Source organism: Flavobacterium sp. K77 (assembly GCF_021608205.1).
GTDB lineage: Bacteria > Bacteroidota > Bacteroidia > Flavobacteriales > Flavobacteriaceae > Flavobacterium > Flavobacterium turcicum.
In genome coordinates, this window is record NZ_JAKIHO010000001.1 from 1,077,552 (window position 1) to 1,101,584 (window position 24,033).

A 24,033-nucleotide genomic window follows, 5' to 3' on the forward strand; every position below is an offset into this window, starting at 1 on the left:
TTTTGTTTGAAAAGTTATTTTTTAAAAGATGTTTTGCGATTATTGCAATTGTTCCGCAAAGGTAAAATTATAATTTGGCAGCACCTCTGGATGAAAAATTTTAATATAATCTTTCAAAACTAAATCAGGTCTACTGGCAGCGGTTTCATAATAAATCGTGCCGCCCTTGGCTCCTAATTTGGCCTCAAAAGTAAAAACTTTATTTTTTTGTAAGGCTGTAAATTGAGCATAATGCGGATTACTTTTTTCAAATTCAGTTTTGCTTTTGATCGCTCCAGTGGCAATCCAATAATCTGCATTTTGAGCTTTTTCAAGAACTTTTTCAAATGGTAAATTCAAGCTTCCGGAGCCGGCCACATCTGACCAAAGGTAATTGGCTTTTGCATCTTTCATAAATTGTGCTACCCAACTGTTTCCCTTGGCAACGTACCAAGTGTCTGCGTACATCGACCCATATAAAACTGTGCTTGAAGGTTTTTTAGTAGCTACCATTTGTTGCGCCTCTTTATAATTTTTTACAATAGTATTGAAAAGTGTGTTAGCTTCTTTTTTCTTTCCAAACAGAGCGCCATACAATTTGATCCATTCTGCTTTTCCAAGAGGAGTTTGTTCCATCCAATCGGCTTGAATCAATACTTTTAAACCACTTTTTTGTAAATTATCCAGAACAGGATTTGAATTATCAATACCAAAAGTCACTATGGCATCAGGTGATAATGCAATTAATTGTTCAATATTTAGCTTTTCATTTTGCCCAATATTAGTCACTTTTCCAGCATCAATGAGTCGACGCGTTTTAACTGATGAAACATAATCTGTATGCGGAAAACCAATTAATTTTTTTTCAACACCCAACATTTCTAAAAACGGAATCGAGGTAGTTGAGGTAACTACGATACTTTTTAAGGGTACATTTATAGTTTCATATTCAGACAAACTATCTGGAATTTGAGCTTGGTTTTCTTTTAACACATAGGTGAAATCTTTTTTGGCTTGCGGCCAAGCATCAGATACGGTTACTACGTCATAACCATCATAGGATACAATTGATAAACCACTGGCATACAAAATGCTATTCTGACTTTTTTGGGTGATTCTTTTATCCGACTTTACCTCGTTTTTGCAAGAGCTTAAAGCAACAAAAACAAGGAGCATAAGTAAATTTGGTACTGAAATTCTCATGAGGTAAATTTAAAATCACGGCAAAGGTAGCCCAAATTAATCTATTTTCTTGTTTATTTTTTGCAGTAAAAAAATCAACAAACACTATCTTTACCCCTCAAAAAAATGCAGGCGATAGTACTTTTTAGTTTTTAGTCTGGCATCTAAATGATTTTCAAATGATGTATTTAATTACAGGTGGTGAGCGCTCAGGCAAAAGTTCCTATGCCGAAAATCTCGCGAAAAAGTTAGTAGAACAACCTTTATATGTTGCAACTGCGCGAAAGTGGGATGCTAATTTTCAAGAGCGTATTGACCGACATCAAAAAGACAGAGACGAACGTTGGATCAATATCGAAAAAGAGAAATTTTTGAGCGAGATTGATTTTTCTGGCAAAGTAGCAGTAGTAGATTGCGTGACGCTTTGGCTGACTAACTTTTTTGTCGATACAAAAAATGATGTACCCTTATGTTTGGAACAAGCCAAAGATGAAATTGATGCTTTAGTAAAACAAGAAAATGCTACAATTATCATAGTTACAAACGAAATCGGAATGGGACTTCACGCCGAAACTGCGGTTGGACGCAAGTTTACCGAATTGCAGGGCTGGATGAATCAATACATAGCGAGCAAAGCCGATAATGTGGTGCTGATGGTTTCAGGAATTCCGGTTGAAATTAAAAAAGCAAAATGACACATTTAGATAAAATCATGCAATCGCGTCGCGATACCCGTCATTTTACCGCAGATCCTGTTCCGGATGATGTTTTGGCAAAAGCCTTACAAGCCGGAAACTATGCGCCATCTGTAGGTTTAACTGATGCTACGCGCTATTACACGATTCATTCTGCTGAGGTAAAAAAAGCAATAAAAAAACTCTTTGTGGCTTATGATGCGAAAGCCATTGCCCAAACTGACAATCTAGAACAAGAGCAATCCTACAAAGCCTTGAAATTAGAAGCAATAGAGGAGGCGCCTGTTGGCTTGGTAATTGCCTATGATCGTTCGGTGCTAAATTCGTTTACCATTGGCACCGTGGGCAGCAATGAGTCAATCAAGTTTAGTGCGGTTTGCGCAGCACAAAATATTTGGCTTTCGCTCACAGAGCAAGGATTTTCTATGGGATGGGTGTCGATTTTAAATTATCATCAATTCAAACAACTACTCGGATTACCGGAACATATTGAGCCTTTGGGCTATTTTTGCGTTGGCAAACCGGCTACGGATTATGGCAAGCAACCCATGTTGCAACAAATGGAATGGCGAGAAAAACAGTCCGCTGCGCAGGTGACAACCATTGACTTTTTACACCCTTTGGAGGATATAATTAATCCTGCTGTTCCGCAACAACAATCAAAAAATCTCTCTTTTGAAGCAGCGATTCAGTTCAAAATAGATCAAAAAACAAAACCTACTGCCTCATTAGGTATTTTGGAAACTTTGGCGAAGCAAATAGCATTGGTTTTCCAAACTGATTCACCAAAAATTATCGCGCCACATTTGTTTGTTTTTGCCGCAGATCATGGCATTGCCAACCATGGCGTTAGCGCTTATCCGCAAGATGTTACTAGGCAAATGGTGACTAACTTTTTGGATGGTGGCGCCGCCATAAATATTTTTTGCAAGCAGCACAACATTGAACTGTCTATTGTAGATGCTGGTGTAAACTACGATTTCCCGACAAACACAGCCTTAATTGCTGCTAAAATAGGGAAGGGCACGGCTTCATTTTTGAACGATCCAGCCATGAGTAGTACCGAGTTGCAATTGTGTTTTTCAAAAGGAGCCGAAATTGTTCGTACCATAGCGCAAACTAATTGCAATTGTATTGGTTTTGGCGAAATGGGAATTGGGAACACCACAACAGCAGCTGTTTTGATGAGTGTCTTGCTGCAAATCCCCATCGAAGAATGTATCGGTTTAGGAACAGGAATTGCCAATGAAAAACTCCAATTTAAACTAGAAATTGCTAAAAAAGCGCTGAATAATTATACCGGTCCTGAAACATTAGATAGTCAATTGGCCTACTTTGGAGGTTTCGAAATCATGCAAATGGCGGGAGCCATGCTAGAGTCAAAAGCACAAAATATGTTGATACTCGTGGATGGTTTTATAGCTACGGTTGCTTTTTTGGTAGCCTATAAAAAAGATGCTGCTGTTTTGCACAACGCGATTTTTTGTCACTTATCAGCTGAGCAAGGGCATCAAAAAATCATAAACTACTTAGGCGTTCGTCCTTTGTTACAATTGGATTTACGCTTGGGCGAAGGAACGGGCTGTGCGCTAGCATTTCCTTTGCTGCAATCGGCTGTAGCTTTTTTGAATGAAATGGCCAGTTTTGAAAGTGCCGGAGTAAACTCGAAAGAAATTTAATCCTAATTTAAAAATTTCCGAGAGAAGGAAATGATTTTTAATACACTACAAATGAAAAAAGAAATACACTTGTTTTTTACTGCCTTGATGTTTTACACCAGGATTCCTTGTCCCAAAAACATCGATCATGATGCTGATTCTCTCAATAAAGCATCTCGTTATTTCCCCTTGATTGGTTGGATAGTTGGCAGCGGTTCATTTGCTATTTACTTTTTGGGCAGCCAGCTTTTTAATGAAAGTATAGCTTTGGTTTTGTCCATGATTGCTTCCATTTTGATCACAGGAGCTTTTCATGAAGATGGTTTTGCTGATGTTTGTGATGGTTTCGGAGGCGGTTGGACCAAAGAAAAAATCTTACTCATCATGAAAGATAGTGCTATTGGAGCCTATGGAGCCATTGGGGTAGTCTTACTTTTTTTACTTAAATTTTTAGCTTTACACGAGCTAGTTGCAGTCGATAGCACTTCATTTTATTGGATTGCTTTGTTTTTTATTTGCGGTCATGCCTTGAGTCGATTTGCGGCGATTTCAATTGTATTTACCCACCAATATTCACGAGATGACGCCACAAGTAAAAGCAAACCAATTGCTCAAAATTTTACTTGGCGTGAAGTAGTAGGAGCTTGTTTTTTTGGATTGCTACCTATGGTTTTATTGACGGTCCAACAACCTCTATTTTTGTTAGCTATTGTTCCTGTAACGGTATCGCGAATTTTTATGGCGCGCTACTTCCAAAAATGGATTGACGGTTATACAGGCGATTGTTTGGGTGCTACTCAACAAGTATGTGAAGTTGTTTTTTATCTTTCAAATATTGCAATATGGAAATTTATTTAGTTCGCCACACCGAAACTGTTTGCGAAAAAGGAGTCTGCTACGGTCAAGCCGATGTCGAGATTCAATCACCTTACGAATCTGTCTTTGAAGCAATAGTAAAACAATTGCCTTCTGATTTTGACTTGTTTTCTAGTCCGTTGCAACGCTGCCGTATTTTGGCAACATTTATTCAAAAGTATGCTGCTATCCCTCAAATAAAGCACGACGATCGATTGCTCGAAATGAATTTTGGCGATTGGGAACTTCAACCATGGAATGCGATTGATGAAGCCGTTTTACAACCTTGGATGGCTGATTTTGTTTCGGTTCGTGTTCCTAATGGCGAATCTTTTCTTGATTTGCATGATCGTGTTTTGTCTTTTATTGAAACAGAATTAACCCAATCATCGCAAAAACCAATTGTAATCGTCGCACACGCCGGCGTAATTCGAAGTATTTTATGTGCGTACAGCAATTTACCGCTGAAAGATGCTTTTCAAAACAAGGTCGATTTTGGTCAAGTTATTCGGCTTGAAATATAAAAATCAAATTTCTGTTGCATTGTAAACTTTTATAATTCTATATTTGCGCCAGTATTGAGGTTGTTATTGGTTCAGTTTGTTCCAATAGCATTAAAAGGGAATTAGGTTCAAAACCTAAGCTGTACCCGCAACTGTAAGCTACCAAGCTTGTTGTTATCTACAAAACCATTGTCCGCCGTGGCGGATGAGAAGGTCAACAACAAGACGCAAGCCAGGAGACCTGCCCATTACATCGAGTATCAAACTTTCGGGAAAAAAGGTTTGGGTATGGGTAATTCTGTGCTTTTCTCCCAGTTATTAAAATTTTACATTTTTAAAATGAACAAAAAATTCATTCGCTTCAGTGCGCTTGCATTATTTTTTGCAATGGGTGCGTTTGCACAAGAACAAGAGCCTCAAAACCTAGATGAGGTAGTAGTATCTGATTCAAAATTTACTTTGGCTAAAGAAAAATCAGGAAAAGTAATTGTTAAAATCACCGCCGAAGATCTTAAAAAAAGAGCGGGACAGTCAGTAGCCTCCATTTTGAGTACTGTTGCTGGTGTTGAAATCAACGGAAACCAAAGCCGAATGGGTAAAGATTTAGGACTTTACATTCGTGGCGGACGCAATCACCAAGTTTTAGTTATGATCGATGGAGTTCCGGTAACGGATGCTTCTGGAATTAGTTTGTCTTACGACTTACGTCTTTTGCCGGTTGAACAAATCGAAAGCATCGAGATTTTAAAAGGAGCCTCAAGTACTTTGTACGGTTCTGGAGCTGCGACAGGAGTAATCAACATTACACTTAAAAAAGCAGCTAAAAAAGAAATCGCTGGAAATGCCTACGTGAATATGGGTTCGCAAACGGCTGCTAAAATTGTTGATTATAGTTTGCAAGATTTTAATCAAGGTATTGCAGTAAACGGTAGATCTAAAAAATTCAGTTACTTCACGGCACTAAATAGCACTGAAACAACTGGTATTTCTGAGGCACGACCAGCATCAAATGCTGATGTTTTTGAAAATGATGCTTTTTCCCGCGTTAATGCAGTGGTAAAAGTAGGCTTTAAAGCAAATGAAGCATTTTCATTAGATTTTTTCTCTAATTATGATCGTTTGAAAAGCGATTTTGATTCAGGTTCATTTGCAGACAATAAAGATAATTTTAGCGTTTCTGAGCAGTTCAGAGTTGGGTTTACACCGAAATTGAAATATGCTAAAGGCGAATTAGTTTTGAATGCTAGTGCAGGCTTGATTGAAAGAGGAATTTTTAATTTCGGGAGCTTAAGCAATTACAAATCAAGAAATATCAATGCTGATTTATTCAACAAATACAATTTCAGCTCTGAATTTTTCTTGGTAACTGGTGTGCAATTTCAGTTTCATGAAATGTCAAACGAAAGTGAGTTTGCTGTAATTCCAACTGAATTGGCAAAATTCAACATGATTGATCCTTATTTTACTTTGGTTTATAACGCTGAATTCGGACTGAACATAAATGCTGGTGCGCGTTACAACATGCATAATGAGTACGGCAATAATCTGGTTTACAACTTTAATCCGTCTTACAACGTGAGTTCAAATTTTAAAGTTCTGGCTTCATTTAGTACGGCATTTGTAACTCCAAGTTTGTACCAATTGTACTCTGAATACGGAAAATTAGATTTAGCACCAGAGAAAGATGCTACTGCAGAATTGGGTTTTGAAACTAGTATTTTAAACAAAAAATTAGTACTTAATGCTGTTGCTTTTCAACGTGAAGAGGAGGATGCTATCGGGTTTGATTTAATCGATTATAAATATTTTAATGTACTTGGTAAAAATAAAGCGCGCGGACTAGAGACTATGGTTTCTTTTGCTTTTTCAGATAAATTAAAAGCCGCTGCTAACTATACCTTCACAGAATTAGAAAGACAGTCTCGAATTCTAAATCCAAAACACAAAGTAAACGCTACTCTTGATTATCAAGCCTCTTCTAGATTAGCATTTAATATGGTGTATCAATTTGTTTCGGACAGGGTTTTTGAATACACAACTTATCCTGCGCCAACTTTTGATCCGGTGCTAAATTCAGAAATTTTGAAAGATTACCAATTAGTGCATGCTAATGCACGTTATGATTTACTAAAAAATAGACTTCAAGTTTTTGGAGCCGTTGATAATATTTTTGATCGTGATTTTGTTGAGACTAGAGGGTATTCTACCAGAGGTCGAAACTTTAAAGTAGGTTTGAATTTCTTATTTTAAGATTATAAAATAGATTCTGTTTGAATTGGAAACGAAAAAGCGAGACTCAGAAATGATGATCTCGCTTTTTTATTTTTTTATTTTAATTCTGAAACGAAAGATAGAATCGTGGAGGCAATTTTTTCTTGCTGTTTTTCATCGGTAAGCATTGCTCTGTCTGCAGTATTAGAAAGGTATCCTAATTCGATTAAAACGGCTGGTGCTGCTGACTTTTTTAAAATGAAAAAAGGTGCTTTTTTGATTTCTGTTGCGCTGATAGTGTTGTCTTTTTTGAATTTTTCTTGCAGCGCTTGGGCAATAGTGTGCGTTGCATCATTGTCTTTTGAAGTATTTGACACATAAAATTCCATTCCGGATTTCGCAATATTGTCACTTTGATTCACGTGAAGTGAGAGCACTAAATCAGGCTTGATGTCACTAATCATCTTGGCTCGATCTGTTAAGGATAAAAATTCATCCTCTTCTCTTGTAAAATGAATTATTACGTCTTGATTTTGGTTTAATGCTTTTATTTTTTGGGATATAGCAGCAACAATTTGCTTCTCTTTATAAAGAATAGAGCTTGCTCCAAAATCGCTTCCTCCATGCCCGGCATCAATAACTACGTGAATTTGCTTGTTGTTATTGAAGTTAGGTTGCGTAAAGCCTACACTTAGTAATGCAGTTAAAGCTACAAAATACGGAATTGCTTTTTTCATAGGTATGTTTTTTTGATGTTAGTATTTATAAACTTACAAAAAGTATTATTTATTGTACCGTGAATCATTATTTTTATTTTTCGACTTTAAAAATTTTCAATTCCAAGTTATTCAAAATCAAAAATGCCACAACAAAAAAGGATGTTTCCTTTCTTGTTGTGGCATTTTAAATTTGTTTGCGGTTGAAACTTATTTTTGCTCTAAAGCTTTTAATAAACCTTCCGGCGCTTTTTCAAGATACATTTGGTTAAAGCCGTTGTTTTCCATAGGGTTACTTACTGCTTGAAAGTTCGTGACTTTACTTTGCGGTATCAATCGAGCATTATTTGTAATTCGTGAAATAGCAGCACGCAATAATGGCTCATTTTCGTCACCTAAAACGCCCAAATTCCCTATTGATTCTATTACAGAAACGTCTGGTCTTAAGCCGCTTTGATACTCTCCAAAATTTAAAGAATTGACAATTTTAAGTACAATTGGTTGCATGGCATAACGATGTTTTGGATTTCTGTTTTCAGTACCAAAAGTAGGTGAGTCGTATAAAGTTACGGAACCCACATTTTTACCTACAGTTACATCTCCAATTTGAACAACTGTAATGTGAGGTTTCAAGCCATTAATTACCAATTCACTCGCTGATGCTGAGCTAGATGAGGTAAGTATATAAACCTTGGTTAAATTCAAACTATTAATTGGAGTACTTTCAATTTTATCGGTAAAAAAATTGTTTAATGCGTTTGGATCTTCAGCTTCGAAATAATCATTAATAGCTTTATTCCATTGCTGTTTTGCAAATATTTTGCCTGTAAATTGACCTGTAATCATACTCGCCAATCGAGTTGCAGTTTGCACTGATCCTCCGCCATTATAACGCAAGTCAAGAACTAGTTCAGTAATCCCTTGTGCTTTTAAAGTTCCAAAAGCGTTATTTAATTGGGTGTCAAATGTGGCGGTAAAAGCATTATACATCAAATAACCAATCTTGCGAGATCCAACAGTAATTACTTTGTTAACTAAGATAGGATTCTCTGTCAAAACCGTTTTAGTTAAAGCAATATTTTTCCCATTTGCAACTAGCGTGTTTCCTACCAAATTAGCCATGTTCAATGTGTAATCATTGTTAGCTCCGTAAAGTAATGAAATATAGTTGCTTATGGTAAGTGGTGTTCCGTTTACTCCCGTAAAAATGTCACCACGTTTAATATCTTTAGTTGATGCATTTGATCCTGGAATAATATATCTTACAAAACCAAAAATTTCCGATGATCCAGCTGATATTCTGCCCAAACCAAATTCAACGCCGTTGTTGTTGGTTGTCCCTTGAAATTGTCCTTCAAGCTCCAAGTAGTCATCAACAATCCAACTGAATTTGTCTAAATCTGAACTTACTCGTAAAGCCGCGAACAAATCTTCTGGTTTATTGTAGTTTTGTAGAAATGAATTCAAAGCACCTTGATTTGGAAATCTATTCTCATCTAAATTAGCGACTTCGTCCGTCCATAAATAGTACTGATTCATTCCTTTCCATATAAAATCTTGAATTTCAAGAGTTGCTGGTGGTACTATATCGTCATTGTCTTGACAGCCTTGAACAAAAAAAGTTGTAACAAGAGCTACGAGTAATAGTTTAAAGTAGGTTTTCATAAATTTGGTTTAATTCTTTAATTAACGTAAAAATAATACCTTTAGTTTTATTTTACATTTTTTTGTTGCAAAAATAAATGTGAATCGTCTTCTTTTTATAAACGGTCAAACAGCACCCTTAGTATGAACCAAAATGAATTTTTAACAGTCGTTTTACCCTTCAAAGACAAACTCTTTCGATTGGCCAAAAGATTGTTGGTGAGTACCGAAGAAGCTGAAGATGCTACACAAGAAGTTTTGGTAAAGTTGTGGACTAAGAGCGATAACTTACAAACCTACAAAAGTACAGAGGCGATAGCTATGACCATGACCAAAAATTATTGCTTAGATCAGTTAAAAGCAAAGCGTTCTGGCAACATGCAACTGGTTCATACCAATTATACTGACGGAGCAGCGAGAGTTGAACAAACAGTTGAAGATAGTGATAGCCTAGAATGGGTTAACAAAATAATGTTGCAGTTGCCTGAACAACAGAGGGTAATAATTCAGTTGAGAGACATTGAACAATATGAATTTGACGAAATGGCCGAGATTTTGAACATGAGCGAAAGTGCCATTCGCGTAGCGCTATCAAGAGCACGTAAAACAATTCGAGAAAATATGACAAAAACACACAATTATGGAATGGAACGAGATAGATAGTCTTTTAGAGAAATATTTTAACGGAGAAACTTCTTTGAACGAAGAGCAGCAACTGCGTGATTATTTTTCCACGCAAGTTCCTGCGCCACATTTAAAACAATACCAATCATTTTTTGGTTATTTCGATCAAGCAAAATTAGAGGAGTGCCCTAAACAATTGCCAATTTTTAGAACTGTAAAACCAGTTCGTAATAGAATGCTGTGGTGGTCAGTGGCGGCATCTATAGTGGTGCTTGTAGGTTGGAGTACTTTTGCTTTTTTACAAACAACAGCATCTGAGCAATCAGATTTAGGGACTTATGAAGATCCTAAAGTAGCATTTGAAGCAACACAAAAGGCATTATCAATGTTGTCTACTCAAGTAAATGTTGGCATAGAAAGTGTACAGTATGTTGAAGAGTATCAAATTGCAAAAAATAAAGTTTTCAAAAAGCCTGTTGCGAAACAGCGTGGCAGTTAATCAATAATTATCATTTAAAAATAAGTAATCACAAATACCCAATTATATCATGAAATCAATCAATCAAAAAGCGTTAGTTAGCGCAAAAAATGGAGTTTCAATTCAAAAATCGTTTCGTAAAATAGCGCTCACTTTGGCCTTGTTCTTGGCTACAAGTTCGCTTTTTGCACAATCGACGTTTGATAAATTTGAAGATCAAGTTGAAGTAAAGTCTTTTATTGTCAACAAAAAAATGTTAGACCTAATGAGCAAAGTTAAAATGGATACCTCCGATAAAGACACGCAGCGTTACTTGGCTTTGATCAAAAAGTTAGATAACTTGAGAGTTTTTACAACCAAAAGCACTCGTATAGAGGGCGAAATGAAACTTGCAGCTGAAAAATATGTTAAAACTGCAGGTCTTGAAGAGTTAATGCGCGTGAACGAGAATGGCCGAAATGTAAAAATTCTTGTAAAATCAGGTGCTGGAGATACACAGATACGTGAGTTGTTGATGTTTATTGAAGGAGCCAAAAACGAAGATACTGTTTTAATGTCATTGACTGGAAACTTTGATTTGAATGAAATTTCAGTGTTGACCGATAAAATGCGTATTCCAGGTGGCGATGATTTGAAAAAAGCAAGTAAAGCTAGAAAGTAAGATGAAATTGCGATACGGAATTCCCGCACTACTGGCGTTATTTTTGGTAAGTTGTAACAATGAGCCGTCTTTACAAAAATATTTTGTGGAGCATGCCGAAAACAAAAACTTTGTTGCCTTAGATGTTTCGCCTGATATCTTGAATCTGGATGCGAGCAAGTTATCAGTCGCTCAGACGGAAGCATTAAAATCTTTTGACAAAATGAATGTGTTGGCCTTTAAGGCAAATGCGACCAATAAAGCCGAGTTTGAAACAGAGCGTGCCAAAGTCGATTTGATTTTAAAAGACAAAAAGTACCAGCAATTGATGAAATTTGGCTCAGGAAAAGAGGGTGCTTCGGTGAGTTTTGTGGGTACTGACGAGCACATCGATGAGTTTATTTTGTACGGTAACAAAAAAGAAAACGGTTTTGTAGTTGTACGTGTTTTGGGCAAAGACATGAACCCGACGCACATTATGACCATGATGAGTGTGCTGCAACAATCAAAAATTGATATGAAACAGCTCAAGCCTTTACAGCAATTGATAAAATAATTGTTGTCATAAAAAAGTAAAGCGTCATGAACTCTTGTTTATGACGCTTTTTTTTTGGCTTTTATTTTTTCTTTAGTAACAAAATCAATCCTAAAACACTCACGATTAAAATTGTAAGTGCGGCCAGAACCATTGCAGCATCACGTACATTTTTGCCTGCCCAATCTAAAAACAAAAATTTGTGCAGAATGGCAAAGGAATAACCTTCTCTTTTGTCTGCGTTTTCTACTTTTGCGGCTAATCTTGAGGTAGCTGTTTCTATAAAATAAGTAGTATTTTCAGGCGTGTCATAAGCCAATTTTACCACAGGAAGGCGCTTGTTCACAAAACCATACTCACGACTTTCAAATTCGTAAATGGTTTTCGTTTCAACCAATTTTGCGCTTTGTAAAGAAGTTTCAGGTTCATCAGTTTCAGGAATCATTTCGCAACAAGCGGCTTTTGGCGCACCATCTGTAAAATAATGGGCTAAAAATTCAGCATATTTCACATCTAGATTGGCCGAAATGCGATTGGTTTGTGCGTTGATGTAAACAATTTCTAGTGGTTGTTTGTCTTTCTTCGCCCATTTTGATTCGGGTGCGCTGATGGCTGTATTGGTCTTTGTTACTTGCTTAGGAAGCATTTGGCAGCGGTAGTACAAACTGTCTTGAAAAGCTACTACACTGGCATTTTCAAACCGACTCCAATCTAATTTTAAATCAGAAAGTGAAGTTGTAAGTGCTTCGGTTTTAAAGCTAGGTTCGTACACCATTTGCGATAGCGTGTACGGGTCCCATTTGGTAGTGGCGTGATAGGCGCCGCTAAAAGCAAAGGTTAAGGTAAATAATGAAATCCAAATCCCGATTTGTCGGTGGTAACGGCGGAAGCCTTTTTTGGGAGCGAGCGCATCGCTTTTTTTGAATTGTTTCCAGAAAAAACCATAAATCAAGAGTCCGCTTATTGCTGAAAAGGAGATCACAGACAAAAGTACTATCATGACTATGATGCACAAGCTGTTATTTGAAATCGCATCAATAAAAGACCAATTGTGAAAGGTATCGAAGAACCAAATGAAAATTTGACGCGATTTCGGGTTGAAAGTCGCTAGTTTACTTGAGGCGGTTTCTACGTAAACTTGCATTTCATCGGAACGATTAAAACTCAGTTGGTACACGGGCAAGTAGCGGTTGACGTACTTATATTGCGTTGTAAATTCAGTGAGAATTTTGCTGTTTGAAATGCTGCTGGTGCTATCTTGTAAAAAGTAACGCGCCAGAACTTCGGCGTATTTTTGGTCGCCGTTTTCAAGTTTTTCAGCCGTGGCTGTGTCAAAATAGAGTAGGGCTCCTGATTCGGTTTTTACTTGATAATAGGTTTTATCGCTCAGGTTTACAAGGCGAAAGTTTTTGAACGTTTTGAGTTGGTTTTTTTGTAGGACCTCTTTTAACGTCAATGGTAATTGACCCGGCTTGATGATGGTTTGTGGAAGTTCTTGATTAGCGATTTCTGGTTTAAAAAAATGCGCCATAAACGGATGCATGATGCCTGAAAGTGTCCAAAAGATAACCGGAATAATGGTGATAATGGCCAAAGTTCGGTGCCACGTGTAGACGTGCTGCTTGATTTTTTTGATCCATTTGGAATCTTTTTTTCGTGTAGATGCCTTTTGATTTTCTTTTTTCATTTGGTGTGTTTTTTAGCCCGGATAGGAGCGATATCCTTTTTTGAGGCCTTTTTTGGCCTCAAAAAAGATAAAGCGGATAGCCGGATAAGCTCCTGATAATTATTTTTTTAATGATAAGTTGTACTGCAATCCCATCATGAAAATTCGAGGTGCGGCGGCGGTATACGTAGCCTGATCAATTGTGGCATTGCCCCGAGAAACATTGGTAGCATACAATTTATCGGTCAGGTTCATGATATTGGTAAAAAATTCAACTTGTTTGTAGCGGTAGCCTAATCGAGCATTAAAAAGGGTGTAACCCGCGTAGGAAACAGTGTTGATTTGGTTTTGAAACCAGCTTGATACGTACTGGCATTCTAGTGCTGCACGGAAGTTTGGGAACCATTTTGGGTAGTAATTAAGCTCAGAATTAGCAATCCATCGTGGTGCGCTAGGCATTTCAAAGCCGTCGAGTTTTTGAACTGCATCGGTGCTTCGTCTGGAAACGGTAAAGTCGATAAATTCGTGGCGCGCGTAGGTTCCGCCAAGGCGAAATGCAAGCTGTGAGGACGGATTGTATTGTAACCCAAGTTCAATTCCTCTGTGGCTTGTTTTTCCAGCTGATTGGGTATCGGTTGAATTGTCAGGTTGACGAATGCTCAATAATTCATTGCGACCATCAAGTACATACAAGGCAAAATCTAATGTCAATTTGTTCTTTAGCAAAGTGCTATAACCTCCAATTTCATAGTTTGAAAAATTTGCCGCATCGAGATCAGTGTAAAATTGTACGGGTGTAACTCCAGGTTTTGGACGGAATAAAGTGGTCACCGAAGGTGGAGAGAATCCTTGAGAATAATTAGCATAAAACCCAACATTAGTTAGCGGATTGTAATTGACACCTGCTTTAAAGGTAAGCTGATCGTAGGTTTTGGCTCCCGAAGTAGCATTGATGTTATTGATGTAATCAATTTTTATGTAGTCGTAGCGCGCCCCTGTGGTTACTGTTACTTTTGAAAGCGGTTGAAAGTTGTATTGCACATAGCCTGAATTGTTATAAATGGTGGCATTGTAATTTGAAATGCGTAAGTCTGGTCGGACTTCTAAAATTTGATAATTGTTTACTGTCTTTCCATCAGGATTTCGGTTGGCTTGTAGTTTAATTTGGTGCGAAAAATAATCGTTTGGGGACCTATCGTAAGTAGTACCGGCAATTAGTTTAGAGTTTAAAAACGAAAATCCTTGCGTGTGCTGTGCCACTACACCGTAACTTTTAAAATTGTTCGAATTGATTTCGCCAGTTGCTTTTGTAGGATCGTTGGTTGCTGATGGCGTAGGATTCCATCGAATGCCGTAGCTTGGGTTTTGTCCTAATTTATTGTCTCGGTGGTAAACTGTTACAACGGTTTGACTGTTTTCAGACCACTCTTTCTCAAGTGTTAAACGGCTGCGTAAGGCCTCTGATTTTCGGTAGGTAAAATCGGTTGTACTTTTGTACGAACGATTATTAAAATCTTGCTCATTCACGCTTCCCGTCATGTCCGAATAATACTGCCCATAAAAAGTACTGCTAATCAAGCGGAGACTGTTGCTAAAATTGTATTGGAATTTAGCGTTCAAATTGTTTTTGTTGTAATCAGAAAAAGTGAGCCAACTGTTAGTTTGGTCAGTGCTTGCGCCTGCAATGGCAAACGAAAATTTACCTACGGTAGCGCTACCAAAGGCTTGCAGGTTGCGGTAGCCGTATTGATCTGATTGAATCCCTACTTTAAACTCGGGATCGCGGCTTGGTTTTACGGTAATAAAATTTATGGTTCCGCCCACAGCTTCTGGACCGTAAAGTGATGAAGCGGGTCCTTTGATCACTTCTAAATTTTGTAAATTAAACGGATTTATTTCAAGCAACGCATTGTGGTTGAAAACGCCGAGTGGTCGAATGGGCAAACCGTCTTCGAGATACAAATAATACGGACTCAAACCCATAGGTTGCCTGATGGACATTCCGTGTTGCTCGTTGCCTAGATTTGTCATCATTACCCCAGGCGTTTTATTCACAATTTCGAAAGCAGAAGTCGCTTTAGTTTCTTGTATGAGTTTTGTAGATAGTTTAGAAATTGCCACTGGCACCTCACTTCGTTTTGCCTTGCCACGGTTGGCGGTAATTACTACTTCGTTTAGGTTTTCTACGGCGCTACTATCTGTTGCAACATTTTTTTGTGCATAGTTATATTGTAACGCCAAAAGCATTACAAAAATCAATTTTTTCATTTTTTTTGAAAGGTGTAAAAATCTTATTTCAGTGAAAGTTTGAATTGTTTGCAAGATTAAAGAGCAGCAAACAAAGCACGAAAGATCAAGACGCGGTTGATACGTACGCAATATTGTAAAACGAAATAGGCAACATAATTTGCCTTTCGTTCTAAATTAGGTTGATCTTTTTAAATGAAATAAGCGGGAGGACGGAAGGTGTAAGCCGAAAATGAAACCGGTTTGCGGTTTACAACAGTTTCGGTTTTTGTTGAAATGATGATTGGTTGTACCAACTCATATGAGGCAGTAAGTAGTTCTTGCACGTACACTACATCAACTTTTTCTTTGAGGGTGTTTTGCATGCTTTTTTCGTTGTCGGTGTATCGTTTTAGACTTTTTTGCAGTTCGCATCGGCCGTTACAACTATTAAAAACCATTTTACGTTGCACACAAATGGTTTTGGCAATTTCTTCTTGTTGGAGTTTAAAGTTCAAATACGTAAATGAGCTGCCAAAAGTAGGTAGTAGTAAAATAAAAGAAAGTATGTAGATACTGAACTTTTTCAAAGTGTGTATTTTGATGGTGCAAAAGTACTTGTTCCTTTAAAATAAAAAAAAAGTCAATTGTTAAATTTTAACAGCGAGAATAATAGAAAATTGAATCAGTTAAAAAAGATACTTTCCTTTTATTTTTTAATAAAAAAAATGACTTACCATTAAGCAAGTCATTTTTAAAAGGACGCGTTTGAAAGTTTATTTACAAAAGGTTTTTTTGTTTTTCACTGCGCTCTGACTACCAAGCTGAATAGCTTTGGTAAAATCAGCACAAGCGTTTTTATTGTTTTTAGAATGGTAGTTTGCCAAACCGCGCAAGTTGTATGCAATAAAATCTTTCGCATTCATGTTTATTGCAGTGGTACAATCTTGAATAGTAGTTTTATAGTCTTTTGCTTTATAGCTTATATCAGCACGAGTGGTAAAGGCATCTGCACGTTGTGGTTCTATTTTTATAGTTATGTTCACATCGCTCAAAGCTCCATTTATGTCTCCTAATTTTTGTTTTAAAAGTGCTCTGTTGAGATAAGCCGAGGCAAACAAAGGATCAATTTTGATGGCTTTTGTATAATCGTCAATGGCTCCTTTTGAATTTCCTGCTTCTGCTTTTTTGATGGCTTTGTCAAACAAGGCATAAGCAGCAGGATCTTGGCTCCAGCCTACGTAGGAACTTAATAAAATGGCAAGTAAAAATATTTTTTTCATGTTTTTTTGTTAAATAGGGAAGGTTTTTTTATTGCGTTTTTTGTTTTTTTTCTAAAAATAAAAGTATCACTTTTTGTAGAAATATACAACGAAATTAGCTCTTCTTTATTGCCAGGTTTACATCATAAAAAAAACAAAGATTTTGTTTTTTAGCCAATTTCAAGATTTACCACTGTTTTTGAATGGATTACCTAGAATTGATTTTTGAGAAGGTCGAATTGTGGCGTTTTTAAAAAAACACAATGAACAGCAAATAAACATAAAGCCGATCGAAAACTTTTAGGTTTGTACAAGAGAAAACGATGTAGTGCGCCATTACGTGTTAAACAATATTTAAATTGTTTTTTTCTCTTGGTACTTTGTTTACTTTTGACCTCTAAATGAGAGTAAGATTATTTTTTCTGTATCTGTTTTTCCAAATGCTAAGTTTTGGAAATGTTGTTCATGCTTTTTCGCATGAAAATAACAGTGCAATGCAATCTCTTGAATCCAGCAGTAAACAGGCTCATCTTTTTCAATCTATTTCTCATACGCTGTCGCTGACAACTGCTGAGTTTGATTTAGAAGAAGAACTCTCAAGTAGTGAAAATTTCAAAAATCCAAGTAGTAGGGTTTCGTACGTTAATGATTTTCTACCTCAAACGTGGTATCATCGTTATTCTTGTGCCACTGAATTATGTCACTGCGATAAAAAAAATACAATCTTCGCGCCATTTTACGGCCCATCCAAACCCATATACATTATTCTGCAGGTATTGCGTATTTGATTAATACTAAAATCTGTTTCTACGTTTTTGATGAAAGACTAATCTGAACAAGTTTTGACTTTTTTCAGGTATGTTTTTTTGTTCAAATTTTGTGTAAGCAGTTGACTTCTCACGTCCCTAGGAATTGTCAATTCCAAGTATTTAATCGCTTAATTACCATTTTACATCATGAATAAATTTCTTGTATTTACAGGCTTAATCGCCGTTTTATGCTTTACAAGCTGTACCACAAAAAAAGAAGAAAAAGAAGAAGCTGCAATTTTCACGGTTACCAATCCGATAAAAATTGATACTTCGTTTACCAAGCAATATGTCTCCCAAATTCGCTCGATTCAAAACATTGAAATTCGTGCTCAAGAAAAAGGTTTTCTGCAAAATATATATGTTGACGAAGGTCAGTTTGTAAAAAAAGGCCAGCTCTTGTTTAAAATTATGCCAGGAATGTACCAAGCGGAGCTACTTCGAGCAAAGGCAGAAGCAAAAGGAGCTGAAATTGAACTGCAAAATGCAAAAATGCTGGCAGACAAAAATATTGTCTCTAAAAATGAACAAGCTTTAGCACTCGCTAAATTAGAGCAAGCAAGAGCTGAAGTGGCCTTGGCTCAACTGCATTTATCGTTTACTGAAATTAGAGCTCCATTTGACGGAACTATTGACCGAATTCCAAAAAAATTAGGAAGTCTTATTGAAGAAGGAGAATTATTGACTAGTCTTTCAGATAACAGTCAAATGTTTGCCTATTTCAATGTTTCAGAGCCTGAATATTTAGATTATCAAACCAATATCAAAGACCGTGCAAATACAAATGTGAGCTTGCTATTGGCGAACAATACGGTTTACCAATCCAAAGGAAATGTTGAGGTAATTGAAAGTGAATTTAATAATGAGACTGGAAATATTGCCTTTCGTGCTCGATTTCCTAATACAAAAAAGTTGCTAAAACACGGCGAAACAGGATCAGTGCAAATGTTGGTTCCTCTGCGAAATGCAATTGTAATTCCTCAAAAAGCTACTTACGAAATTCAAGATAAAAAATATGTTTTTGTAGTCAATAAAAACAATGTTTTAGAGTCTAAAGAGATTAAGGTTACAGGCGAAATTCCAGATTTGTTTGTAATTGCCAGCGGTATTACTGAGAATGACAAAATTGTACTAGAAGGAGTTCAAAAAGTGAAGGACGACGAAAAAATTAAGTACAATTATGTTTCGCCTAAAGAAGTCATTACTCATTTGCGCTTAAAAGCCGAATAAAGTATTCTACTAGATTGCATACTGCGATAAAAAACTTTTTTTACTAAAATGCATGGGATGAATCCAATTTCAGTTGGGTTCTATCCTAAAAAACACCTCATATTATGTTTAATAAATTTATTCAAAGACCTGTGCTGTCGATAGTGATATCGCTCATAATTGTCTTTTTAGGAGTATTGGCATTACTGAATTTGCCAGTGACTCAATTCCCTTCTATTTCCCCGCCAAGGGTGAATGTTACGGCAGCTTTTCCGGGCTCTAATGGAGAGTTGATGATTAAATCGGTAATTATTCCTTTAGAGAAAGCCTTGAATGGTGTTCCCGGAATGAAATACATGACTTCAGATGCTGGAAATGACGGAGAAGCGAGTATTCAAGTTGTATTTAATTTGGGTACAGATCCTAATCAAGCAGCGATCAATGTACAAAACAGAGTAGCTTCGGTAGTAAACAAATTGCCACCATTAGTAGTTCGTGAAGGAGTCAAGATTACCCGTGAAGAATCCAGTATGTTAATGTATGTGAACTTATACAGTACAGATAAAAATACGGATCAAAAATTCTTATACAACTTTGCTGAAATCAATATTTTATCAGAATTGAAAAGGGTAAATGGAGTAGGATTTGCTGATGTATTGGGGAATCGTGAATATGCGATGCGTATTTGGTTGAAACCTGACAGAATGTTAGCCTATAAAATTTCTACAGATGAAGTTATGGAGGCCCTAGCGAGTCAGAGTCTCGAAGCTTCACCAGGAAAAACAGGGGAAAGTTCTGGTAAAAGATCTCAAGCTTTTGAATATGTACTTAAGTATTCAGGACGATTTACGACCAAAGAGCAATATGGAAATGTTATTTTGAGATCGAATCCTGATGGCGAAATTTTACGATTAAAGGATGTTGCCAATGTTGAATTTGGTAGTTCCATGTACGATATCTATTCTAATTTGAATGGTAAACCGTCTGCAGCTATTGTATTGAAGCAGTCCTACGGAAGTAATGCGAGTCAAGTAATTAAGGATGTCAAATTAAAGTTAGCTGAAATTAAGAAAAACTCTTTCCCGAAAGGAATGGAATATGAAATCAGTTATGACGTTTCTAAATTCTTAGATGCTTCTATCGAGAAAGTTGTTCACACTTTAGTCGAAGCTTTTATCTTAGTAGGTCTAGTCGTATTTATCTTTCTTGGCGATTGGCGATCAACCATTATTCCAGCCATAGCCGTACCAGTTTCGTTAGTAGGAACATTTATGTTCATGCAGTTATTTGGTATTACTTTAAACTTAATTACGCTTTTCGCCTTAGTACTAGCCATTGGAGTCGTCGTCGATGATGCCATTGTAGTCATCGAGGCGGTGCATGCCAAGATGGAGGAAGAGCATCTTTCGCCCTTAAAAGCCACTAAAAAAGCCATGCATGAAATTGCAGGAGCTATTATCGCGATTACCTTCTTGATGGCAGCTGTGTTTATTCCTGTGGCATTCATGTCTGGACCGGTAGGTATTTTTTACCGCCAATTTTCCATAACAATGGCAACAGCTATTATACTTTCTGGTATCGTAGCCTTAACGCTTACGCCGGCACTTTGTGCGATTATGTTGAAAAATAATCACGGAAAAGCTAAGAAACGAACTCCTGTAAACAGATTTTTAGATGCTTTTAATTCAAGATTTAATACTACTGCGGACAAGTATCAAAGAGTTTTAAAAACTATTGTTAGTAGAAGAGTAGTGACCTTTGTAGCACTTGTAGGCTTTTGTGTGGGTACTTGGTTGGTAAGTAGTACGGTTCCTTCTGGATTTATTCCTAATGAGGATCAAGGAATGTTCTATGCAATTATTCAAACGCCACCGGGTTCTTCTCTCGAAAGAACAGACAATGTTGCTGAAAAGCTTCAAAAAATTGCCGAAACGGTAGATGGTGTGCAATCGGTATCTGCTTTGGCAGGATATGAAATTTTGACTGAAGGTACTGGTGCCAATGCTGGAACTTGTTTGATCAACTTGAAAGATTGGAGCGAGCGTAAACATTCTGTACAAGAAATTATGCTTGAACTAGAGGAAAAAACGAAAGACATTCCCGGAGCTAATATCGAATTTTTTCAACCACCAGCGGTGCCAGGTTATGGAGCAGCAGGAGGTTTTGAGCTTCGTTTGCTTGACAAAGCGGGTTCTGGAGATTATAAAAAGATGGAAACAGTCAATGCTGATTTTGTGAAGGAATTGAACAAACGACCTGAGTTAGCTTCCGTTTTTAGTTTTTACAGTGCCAGTTTCCCACAATTTATGATGAAAGTGGATAATGATTTAGCCCAACAAAAAGGAGTTTCGATTGAGAATGCGATGAATACTCTTTCGACCTTGGTTGGTAGTAATTATGAAATCAGTTTTATCAAATACGGTTTTAATTATAAGGTAATCGTACAAGCAGCTCCAGAATACCGCGCTTTGCCCGAAGATATTTTAAAATTATACGTCAAAAACAATAAGGACGAAATGGTTCCTTACTCTGCTTTCATGAAATTAGAGAAAGTGTACGGACTGTCGGAAATTACAAGACACAATATGTACAACTCCTCTGAAATTAGTGGAGCAGCAGCTCCAGGGTACAGTAGTGGTGCTGCGATCAAAGCAGTGCAAGAAGTGGCACAAGCAAAATTACCTCGTGGTTTTGGAATTGATTGGGCCGGTATTTCTGCAGATGAGGTGGCTCAGGGCAATCAGGCCATTTGGGTTTTTCTAATTTGTTTGGGCTTTGTTTATTTGGTTTTAGCAGCACAGTATGAAAGTTTTATTTTACCCTTATCGGTGATTTTATCTTTACCTGCAGGTATTTTTGGAGCTTTCTTATTGCTGAAATTTACAGGCTTAGAAAACAATATTTATGCACAAGTAGCCATGGTTATGCTTATTGGTTTACTGGGTAAAAATGCCGTTTTGATTGTCGAGTTTGCTATTCAAAGGCACGCAGCTGGTAAAACAGTGCTGGAAGCAGCAATGGAAGGTGCAAAAGCAAGGTTTCGTCCTATCTTGATGACTTCGTTTGCCTTTATTGCGGGTTTACTTCCGTTGGTTTTTGCAAGTGGTCCGGGCAAAATTGGTAACCAAACCATTGGTACCGCTGCTGCTGGAGGAATGCTTTTGGGTACCATTTGTGGAGTATTTGTTATTCCCGGATTGTACTACGTTTTTGGTCGCATTGCAGAAAAATACAAATTAGTTAAAAATGAAAACGAAAATCCATTAACCGAAGAAATTGATAACAATCATGCTTAAAAGTAAGCCTTATAAATATCTTATCCCGCTAGGCATATGCTTAGCGGTGGTAAGTTGTACGCCTAAGCTAGCTCCATTAGCAGCAAGCAAAGTGGTTCCCGAATCATTTGAAAAAAGTACAGATACGAATACTATTGCCGTTACGCCTTGGCGAACGTATTTCAAAGATCCTAATTTGATCAATTTGATTGATACGGCCCTGAAAAACAATCAGGAGTTACTGATCACATTGCAAGAAATTGAAATTGCCAAAAATGACATTCGCGTTCGCAAAGGAGCCTTATTGCCACAAGTAGGTGTAGGAGCTGGTGCTGGAATCGAAAAAGTAGGTCGCTATACCAGTCAAGGTGCTGGCGATGCTTCTACCGAAATTAGTCCCGGAAAAGAAATGCCAGATCCACTAGGTGATTTGAAAATTGCTGCCTACGCACACTGGGAAGTCGACATCTGGAAAAAGTTACGCAATTCAAAAAAAGCAGCGGTAAGTCGCTATTTGGCTACCGTTGAAGGGAAGAATTTTGTAATCACTGGTCTTATTGCTGAAGTTGCTGATTCCTATTATGAATTAGTGGCTTTAGATAATCAATTGGCAATTGTAAAACAAACCATCGCTTTACAATCTGATGCGCTAGAAATTGTAAAATTTCAAAAACAAGCCGCTAGAAGTACGGAATTAGCAGTACAGAAATTCCAAGCCGAAGTCATGGCCTCTAGAAGTATGGAATTTGAATTGCTTCAAAAAATCAAGGAAACAGAAAATACCATCAACTTTTTACTCGGACAATATCCGCAGGAAATTAAACGAGATAGTGTTGTTTTTGATGCTGGTTTGCCAGCCATAGTTCAAGCTGGTGTTCCTGCTCAATTGCTTGCCAATCGTCCGGATATTAAACAAGCTGAATTAGAATTAGAAGCTGCTAAACTGGATGTAAAAACGGCTCGCGCTGAGTTTTATCCGTCCTTAGATATTACAGCTACGGTAGGTTTTAACGCTTTTAAACCAAATTATTTATTTAAAATGCCAGAGTCTTTACTCTATTCTTTGGTGGGAGATGTAGTCGCGCCTTTGATCAATAGAAATGCGCTCAAAGCCGAGTATAGCTCTGCTAATGCGAGACAAATACAAGCGTTGTATAATTATGAACGTACCATTTTGAATGCGTATTTAGAAGTTTCTAGTCAGTTGTCTAAAATCAATAACTTAGAAAAAAGCTATGGTTTAAAATCCCAACAAGTAGCTGCGTTAAACCGCTCTATTGATGTAGCTGGCGATTTATTCAAGTCAGCCAGAGTAGATTATTTTGAGGTGTTGATGACACAACGTGACGCATTAGAGTCAAAACTCGAATTAATCGAAACTAAAAAAGCCCAACTTAATGCCGTAGTTCACGTATACCGTGATTTAGGCGGCGGGTGGAAATAAGATTAAAGCAGTAGGAGAGCCAGTTTCATTGAAACTGGTTTTTTTTATTTAAAGTGGTAATAATTTAGTAGGTTATATAATTGTAAATATAGTTTTTTTGTGAGACTGACTTTGTATTTAATATCAAGCTAAGTTTTTAAAAACAGATCAAATTATTGGTTTATGATCATTATTTTATAATTCAGATAAATAAATTTGAGAAGTAAGTAGACTGCACTAAAAAAGTTCTTTGAGCCTATTATTTATTAAAATCTGTATTTTGAAATAACAGAATTATATTCTTAAAAGATAAAACGGATTACGATATGATTTTATTTTTTAAATCTTTCGTTTCATTGTTTTAATTTGATAATTTATTTTTATCAACTATTTAAATTTTTAAACTTAGAGTGATAAAAAAGTAAAAAAAGTATTTTTATTTG

The 24,033-nt window shown here is 36.9% G+C and carries 19 protein-coding genes and 1 riboswitch; of the genes, 12 read left to right on the forward strand and 7 right to left on the reverse strand.

Features of this window, described 5'->3' with window-relative positions:
• Positions 1–39 precede the first annotated feature (39 nt).
• The gene (locus tag L1S34_RS04750; protein WP_236363027.1) at positions 40–1,182 is read right to left on the reverse strand and encodes an ABC transporter substrate-binding protein; all 1,143 of its coding nucleotides are present in this window, start codon (positions 1,180–1,182) and stop codon (positions 40–42) included.
• A gap of 158 nt (positions 1,183–1,340) precedes the next feature.
• Between L1S34_RS04750 and cobU the strand changes: the two genes are divergently transcribed.
• The 5 genes from cobU (at position 1,341) to L1S34_RS04775 (ending at position 7,122) form a co-directional block, all read left to right on the forward strand.
• Positions 1,341–1,856 (forward strand): bifunctional adenosylcobinamide kinase/adenosylcobinamide-phosphate guanylyltransferase, encoded by a 516-nt coding sequence (cobU, locus tag L1S34_RS04755; RefSeq protein WP_236363028.1) that lies wholly within the window; start codon positions 1,341–1,343, stop codon positions 1,854–1,856.
• A complete protein-coding gene (gene cobT, locus L1S34_RS04760; RefSeq protein WP_236363029.1) occupies positions 1,853–3,535 on the forward strand; it encodes a nicotinate-nucleotide--dimethylbenzimidazole phosphoribosyltransferase in 1,683 nt (560 codons plus the stop codon). The genes cobU and cobT overlap by 4 nt, the downstream gene beginning before the upstream one ends.
• Before the next feature lie 51 nt (positions 3,536–3,586).
• The gene (locus tag L1S34_RS04765; RefSeq protein WP_236363030.1) at positions 3,587–4,372 is read left to right on the forward strand and encodes an adenosylcobinamide-GDP ribazoletransferase; all 786 of its coding nucleotides are present in this window, start codon (positions 3,587–3,589) and stop codon (positions 4,370–4,372) included.
• On the forward strand, positions 4,357–4,893 hold the full coding sequence (gene cobC, locus L1S34_RS04770; protein WP_236363031.1) for an alpha-ribazole phosphatase: 537 nt from the start codon (positions 4,357–4,359) through the stop codon (positions 4,891–4,893). Before L1S34_RS04765 ends, cobC begins: the two co-directional genes overlap by 16 nt.
• A 50-nt stretch (positions 4,894–4,943) precedes the next feature.
• Positions 4,944–5,135: riboswitch (cobalamin riboswitch) on the forward strand.
• 76 nt (positions 5,136–5,211) lie between these two features.
• Entirely contained in the window at positions 5,212–7,122 is a 1,911-nt protein-coding gene (locus L1S34_RS04775) for a TonB-dependent receptor plug domain-containing protein (protein WP_236363032.1), read from the forward strand.
• 77 nt (positions 7,123–7,199) lie between these two features.
• Here the strand turns inward: L1S34_RS04775 and L1S34_RS04780 are convergent, their stop codons facing one another.
• Both L1S34_RS04780 and L1S34_RS04785 read right to left on the reverse strand, forming a co-directional pair.
• Positions 7,200–7,820 (reverse strand): N-acetylmuramoyl-L-alanine amidase family protein, encoded by a 621-nt coding sequence (locus L1S34_RS04780; protein WP_236363033.1) that lies wholly within the window; start codon positions 7,818–7,820, stop codon positions 7,200–7,202.
• A gap of 189 nt (positions 7,821–8,009) precedes the next feature.
• Positions 8,010–9,464 carry a S41 family peptidase gene (locus L1S34_RS04785; RefSeq protein WP_166137153.1) on the reverse strand — a complete coding sequence of 485 codons (1,455 nt, stop codon included), beginning with the start codon at positions 9,462–9,464 and terminating at the stop codon, positions 8,010–8,012.
• Positions 9,465–9,587: 123 nt separating this feature from the next.
• On the opposite strand from L1S34_RS04785, the gene L1S34_RS04790 reads away from it, so the two are divergent.
• The 4 genes from L1S34_RS04790 to L1S34_RS04805 are packed head-to-tail and all read left to right on the forward strand — an operon-like array spanning position 9,588 to position 11,741.
• A complete protein-coding gene (locus tag L1S34_RS04790) occupies positions 9,588–10,106 on the forward strand; it encodes an RNA polymerase sigma factor (RefSeq protein WP_236363034.1) in 519 nt (172 codons plus the stop codon).
• Entirely contained in the window at positions 10,084–10,566 is a 483-nt protein-coding gene (locus L1S34_RS04795; RefSeq protein ID WP_236363035.1) for a hypothetical protein, read from the forward strand. Before L1S34_RS04790 ends, L1S34_RS04795 begins: the two co-directional genes overlap by 23 nt.
• A 49-nt stretch (positions 10,567–10,615) precedes the next feature.
• Positions 10,616–11,206, forward strand: a complete 591-nt coding sequence (locus tag L1S34_RS04800) for a DUF4252 domain-containing protein (RefSeq protein WP_236363036.1) — start codon at positions 10,616–10,618, stop codon at positions 11,204–11,206.
• 1 nt (position 11,207) lies between these two features.
• The gene (locus L1S34_RS04805) at positions 11,208–11,741 is read left to right on the forward strand and encodes a DUF4252 domain-containing protein (RefSeq protein ID WP_236363037.1); all 534 of its coding nucleotides are present in this window, start codon (positions 11,208–11,210) and stop codon (positions 11,739–11,741) included.
• 61 nt (positions 11,742–11,802) lie between these two features.
• Here L1S34_RS04805 and L1S34_RS04810 read toward each other — a convergent pair whose 3' ends face one another.
• The 4 genes from L1S34_RS04810 to L1S34_RS04825 form a co-directional block, all read right to left on the reverse strand.
• Complete coding sequence (locus tag L1S34_RS04810) at positions 11,803–13,407, reverse strand: PepSY-associated TM helix domain-containing protein (RefSeq protein WP_236363038.1); 1,605 nt, start codon at positions 13,405–13,407, stop codon at positions 11,803–11,805.
• 99 nt (positions 13,408–13,506) lie between these two features.
• Positions 13,507–15,654 (reverse strand): TonB-dependent receptor family protein, encoded by a 2,148-nt coding sequence (locus tag L1S34_RS04815; RefSeq protein WP_236363039.1) that lies wholly within the window; start codon positions 15,652–15,654, stop codon positions 13,507–13,509.
• Positions 15,655–15,824: 170 nt separating this feature from the next.
• Positions 15,825–16,202, reverse strand: a complete 378-nt coding sequence (locus L1S34_RS04820; RefSeq protein ID WP_236363040.1) for a hypothetical protein — start codon at positions 16,200–16,202, stop codon at positions 15,825–15,827.
• 186 nt (positions 16,203–16,388) lie between these two features.
• Positions 16,389–16,895, reverse strand: a complete 507-nt coding sequence (locus tag L1S34_RS04825; protein WP_236363041.1) for a tetratricopeptide repeat protein — start codon at positions 16,893–16,895, stop codon at positions 16,389–16,391.
• A 935-nt stretch (positions 16,896–17,830) separates the two neighbouring features.
• On the opposite strand from L1S34_RS04825, the gene L1S34_RS04830 reads away from it, so the two are divergent.
• The 3 genes from L1S34_RS04830 (at position 17,831) to L1S34_RS04840 (ending at position 23,611) form a co-directional block, all read left to right on the forward strand.
• Positions 17,831–18,913 carry an efflux RND transporter periplasmic adaptor subunit gene (locus tag L1S34_RS04830; RefSeq protein WP_236363042.1) on the forward strand — a complete coding sequence of 361 codons (1,083 nt, stop codon included), beginning with the start codon at positions 17,831–17,833 and terminating at the stop codon, positions 18,911–18,913.
• 104 nt (positions 18,914–19,017) lie between these two features.
• Complete coding sequence (locus L1S34_RS04835) at positions 19,018–22,188, forward strand: efflux RND transporter permease subunit (protein ID WP_236363043.1); 3,171 nt, start codon at positions 19,018–19,020, stop codon at positions 22,186–22,188.
• Entirely contained in the window at positions 22,181–23,611 is a 1,431-nt protein-coding gene (locus tag L1S34_RS04840; RefSeq protein WP_236363044.1) for a TolC family protein, read from the forward strand. Before L1S34_RS04835 ends, L1S34_RS04840 begins: the two co-directional genes overlap by 8 nt.
• The last annotated feature ends 422 nt before the right edge of the window (positions 23,612–24,033 follow it).